Annotated in this window: 4 protein-coding genes; all 4 read right to left on the bottom strand. The window is 51.2% G+C overall.

All coding sequences use genetic code 11. The features are described from left to right. Nucleotides 1-433 (bottom strand): sugar ABC transporter permease (locus tag ABDK92_11075; GenBank protein ID MEN3187143.1); only part of this gene is annotated, 433 nt, incomplete at its 3' end. A gap of 60 nt (nucleotides 434-493) precedes the next feature. Continuing rightward, on the bottom strand, nucleotides 494-1837 hold the full coding sequence (locus tag ABDK92_11070; protein ID MEN3187142.1) for a sugar ABC transporter substrate-binding protein: 1344 nt from the start codon (nucleotides 1835-1837) through the stop codon (nucleotides 494-496). Between the two features lie 82 nt (nucleotides 1838-1919). Further along, nucleotides 1920-2960: a Gfo/Idh/MocA family oxidoreductase gene (locus ABDK92_11065; GenBank protein MEN3187141.1), complete on the bottom strand. Its 1041-nt coding sequence runs from the start codon at nucleotides 2958-2960 to the stop codon at nucleotides 1920-1922. 3 nt (nucleotides 2961-2963) lie between these two features. Next, complete coding sequence (locus ABDK92_11060; GenBank protein MEN3187140.1) at nucleotides 2964-4127, bottom strand: ROK family transcriptional regulator; 1164 nt, start codon at nucleotides 4125-4127, stop codon at nucleotides 2964-2966. Nucleotides 4128-4641: the final 514 nt, after the last annotated feature.

Here is a 4641-nt window from a genome sequence, read left to right as displayed (position 1 = left end):
TCCAAAGGCCAATCTGGGAGAGCAGAAAATTGAGCACTCCGTATTCAGTGTTGAGCATGAGCTTCCAGATCAGCGAGATAATGGTAGGAGTAATCACCATGGGAAGCATTAAAAGGGACATCCAGGCTCTTTTCCCCCGAAGATGTCGATGAAAAAGAAGCGCTACACCCAGACCAAGAATGAATTCGAAACTCACCGTGACCCCCATAAAGAGAAGGCTAATCCTCAGAGAGTGCCAGAAATCTTTGTCTTCGAAGAGAAGAAAGGAAAAATTGCGCAACCCCACAAAGGATTTTTGTTCCCATCCCATGGAGAGGTCATAATTGGTAAGACTCACATACCAGAGAAAAAGGGTGGGGAAAATGACGATAACAAAAAGCGTCAAAACCGATGGTAAAATAAAGAGATACCCTTCTTTGCCCTTTTTTGGCACTGTTTACCCACCCCTCATACCCCAACCGAAAAGGAGATTCCTTTTCGGTTGGGGTAAAAGTTACTCGGCCATGATTTTTTCCACTTCAACCTGGGCTTTGTCAAGCGCTTCCCTGGCACTCATCTGACCGGCGAGTACCGCTGACCCATAGTCACCAACCACCTCGAGAACCTTCATGTATTTCGGATGCGGTGGTATCCAGCTAATCCCAGCCTGAACCAGATTATTGGCCCGTTCAAGAGACGCAAGCTGGATGGGGAAAGTCCAGTTTTCGGCAACCAACTCTGGATCCTCGTACACCGACTGACGTACCGGGGTTCCCCCGTTTTTCACGTACGTCTTGGCGTTATAACGGCCAGTCATCCACACGATAAAAGCCCAAGCGGCCTCTTTCCTCTTGTCATCGATATCGCTGGAAATTCCGACATTCCAGCCAGCCAGGGCCCCATAGGCCCCTGCCGGACCCTGAGGAGGGGGCACAAACCCAACTTTATCTGCAACCTGGGATTTGGTGGGATCGATGACCCAGGGAGTGAGGGCAGTGGAATCAAACCACATAGCCGTCCTTCCTGAAGTAAACGCAGAAACCGCCTCCTCATGGGTGTACACCCCGATATCCGGTGGTCCCTGTTGCAGAAGGTCCACATAGTACTCGAGCGAAGCAACCGTTTTGGGGTCATTCACCAGCACCTTCCAGGTTTTTTGGTCCAAGAACTGACCACCTAACTGGTACATCACCGTCATCCAGCCTGAGCCAAAATGGATCCCTTTTTGTCCTCGCATGGCTACCCCATACAGGCCCTCTTCTTTTCCCTTAAAGAATTTGGCCAACGTCAAAAATTCTTCCATGGTCTCAGGCGGTTTCTGGCCGTACTTCTCAAAGAGGTCTTTCCGGTATCCAACGTAACGGGTTTCTCCGGCCACGGGGATACCATAGATAGTGCCCTGGTACTTCCCGATCCCATCCCGATAGGCCGGAAGGATATCCTCATAGTCAAACCATGCAGGGGTGAGGGCCGCGTTATCCAGAAGGGGCTTCAAATCGATCGCCACCCCACTTGGGGCATATTCGGCCATGTTAAAGGCGTCGATGAGGAGCACGTCGTAAACCGCGGTTTTGGCCTGGTGTTCGATGAGCAGCTTCTGTCTCAGATACCCCTCCTCGATGATGTCCCACCGGACTCGAATCCCGGTAAGCCGGGAGAACTCATCCACCATAGCCTGCATGGCATCGGTGGTTGGATGGGGACAGAAGGCACAGGTGATGGTCATTCCCCCAAGTTTTTCTTTGACGCTGTTAACCCAGTCACTGACCTCCGGCGGAAGTTCCGCTGCCAAAACACTCCAAACCACTCCAGTACCAACGAGCACCACCAAACTCAGGAACACGATCCAACGACGCATTGCCATTCCCCCCTTTTCATGGGTTTTTGATTTTCCGATAACCAGATGTCTCACAATCAATCCTCTCTTCTCACCTCCCTTTTCACAGGGCATACTCGACTTCCTGAGGCATCCGCTTCTCAGCCGAAACCAAAAGCGCCAGAATGACCGCGCTCACCCGATAACCATCCTCAAAAGTGGCCAGGAATTCCTCTCCGGTAGAAAGCTTTTCCACAAAGTCACGAATGCTTTCGTGGGCAAAGCCAGCTGGTTTCCCATAGAGGGTGGGCATGATGAGGAAATCGGGGTGGTCGCTCTTGGTTTCAAGATATCGCTCAAAGGCCTGGTTATTGGTCAAATCCATGTTGATCATGCCTTTACTACCCAAAACGTTGAGTTTGATATCATTCCAGTGCGGATGGGTATTGGGGATAATCCAGTTATTCTCAATCGTGGCAATAACCCCATTTTCAAATTCTAAAATACTCTGGTAGATATCCGCCACCGGAATGCCGAGTTTCACCAGGACCTTGGAGCTTGAAACCGAGTATACCCGTTTTACTTCGCTTCCCAAAAGGAAACGCAGGGTGTCCACGGTATGACTCCCCAAAAACCAGAGAATGGAGGAATTTTTAGCCCAGGAAAGCATTTGGGTGGGAACGTGGATAATGTCGTTAAGCCGATAGTACGCCGAAACTAGTTCCCCAAGTTCCCCACGCTGAATCATCGCCTGCGCAATCACCAAAGGTGGGTTGAAACGAGCATGGAAATCGACCATAACCCGGACTCTATCCTTCTTTCTCTGATAAGCACTCTTCATAGCCCGAAGGTCTTCCGGGGAGGTCGCCAGGGGTTTTTCCACAATGACGTGTTTTTCTGCTTCCATCGCCGCTATGAATGGTTCCCCATGGGCAAAATCAGGGGTGACAATCGCCACCGCTTCAACCTCGGGATCTTCAAGGAGCCTTCCAAAGTCCGTATACCACCGCTTTGCCCCATACCGCTTGGCAAGGGCTTGCGCTTTTTCCTCCACGATATCACTGACGGCCACAAGACAAGCCAGAGGATGCGTGGCATAAATCCGGGCATGCGCTTCGCCCCACAGTCCCGCCCCGATGATTCCAAACCCAATTTTTTCTCCCATTTTTCACCCTCCCAGAGGATAATTCATGGCAAAAAGGCGTTCCATCACCACCGCCTGGCCCCACAGCGCTTCTTCTTCCTCCCCAAGCAAACTCAGCTCGAGCGAAACCTTCTGAAAAATCGGGGTAAGAGCCTTTTTAGCTACAACCCGTACCACGAAATCCAAGAAAAAAGAAGGACTCACCCTGGGCAAGGCCCCGGCGAAAATCACCTTTTCTGGAGCGAGAATGTTCAGTAAAATAGCGGTCACTTCACCGACGACCACAAAAGCCTCCTCAAGAAGAGACCGTACCCGGGGATCATCCCGATGGTCACGCAGGAAACAAAAGGCATCGTGTTCGTTCTGATAAGGCTCTTTGAGCTTTTCCATGATGGCCGGAAAACCCACCACGGTTTCCGCGCATCCCCGCCTTCCACAGGAACAGAGGGTTTCCTGGGCCTGAGCCACCGGAATATGGCCTACCTCTCCTGCACCCAGGAGATTGCCCCGATAGATCTTTTCCCCAATCACAATACCCGCACCCAGGGTATCACCACAATGGAGACACACCAGGTTCCGACTCTCCAGGCCTTTCCCAAACCACGTTTCCCCCAAGGTTGCGGCAACAGTACGATTCTCCACAAACACAGGATAAGGAATACCACGCTGAACCATCTCTCCAAATGGAACATCCCGCCATTGAAAATGGGCCGAGTACTCAATTCGTCCCCTCAGGTGGTCCACAATGCCAGGAAGACCAATCCCCACACCAAGGATAGTCGAAAAGGGCGCAAGGCTCCGAATCAGTTCCAAAACCCGCTGCACTGCATATTCTGGAGTTTTTTGCGAGAGAAAATCCTGTTCCCTCCCTATGACCTTCCCTCTTAAACTCAACAGGGCCGCATCGATTTCGCCAGTGTCCTTGAGGAGGATACTCACCACTTTGGGACCCTCGGGATTGATGGATAGAAGCTCCGCTTTCCTCCCCGAAGGAGCATTCTGACTCAAGCCGGATACCATAACCAATCCGTCATCTTCAAGACTCTGGATAATCCCAGAAACGGTGGATTTACTGAAGCCAAAAACCCGGCTTATTTCTGGCCGGGAGGTGTATTGCCTTTTCCATATGAAGCGAAACACCATGCGCCGGTGCAGGGAATTCACCCTGGAACTGGTGAGCCCGTACACGGTATACCTCCAGTTCGTTCGTTCTCCGAACGAAATTAGTGTAGCAAAAAAGCGCTCCCCTGTCAATGGAGGCAAGTCCTCTGCGAAAAAAGAAGAAAGAAACCACTAATGGAGGGTGCCGGCTCAAACCAGATGTGGCGACCACGCACAACAATCAACTCGCCGTTGAAAAAACCACAAGCTGAGAGCTCAAAAAGGCGAGGCGGGTGTATCGGGTCGTAAGGGTTTGAAAGGCGATGTCCCTCAGGGTACACCGCGTGGCTAGCTCAAACCAAAAACCAGCGCTATCGGATTATTCCTCAGGAAATACCCGCTGATACGGTTCCTCTTGACACAAGGGATACCCCAAAGTAAGATGAAATAAATCTGCGATTTTAGGGAGGGGTTAATGGTGTTTTCCTTTGCGTTTCGCTCTATTCGAGGTAAGCTGTACCTGCAGATTCTTCTTCCGGTGGTGGCGGTGCTTGCGGGCGTAGTCCTCTGGCAGAATTTCACGAATCGCGAGAAAGCCTAT

The sequence above is a fragment of the Atribacterota bacterium genome, assembly GCA_039638595.1.
GTDB classification, from domain to species: domain Bacteria; phylum Atribacterota; class Atribacteria; order Atribacterales; family Caldatribacteriaceae; genus Profundicultor; species Profundicultor thermophilus.
The sequence above is the reverse complement of the archived record's forward strand: the minus strand, read 5'-3'. Positions and strand labels throughout refer to the sequence as shown.

Excerpts from the sequence above, each read along its gene's own strand:
- ABDK92_11065 (MEN3187141.1), bottom strand. The coding sequence starts at position 2,960 with ATGGGAGAAAAAATTGGGTTTGGAATCATCGGGGCGGGACTGTGGGGC.
- ABDK92_11070 (MEN3187142.1), bottom strand. The coding sequence starts at position 1,837 with ATGCGTCGTTGGATCGTGTTCCTGAGTTTGGTGGTGCTCGTTGGTACT.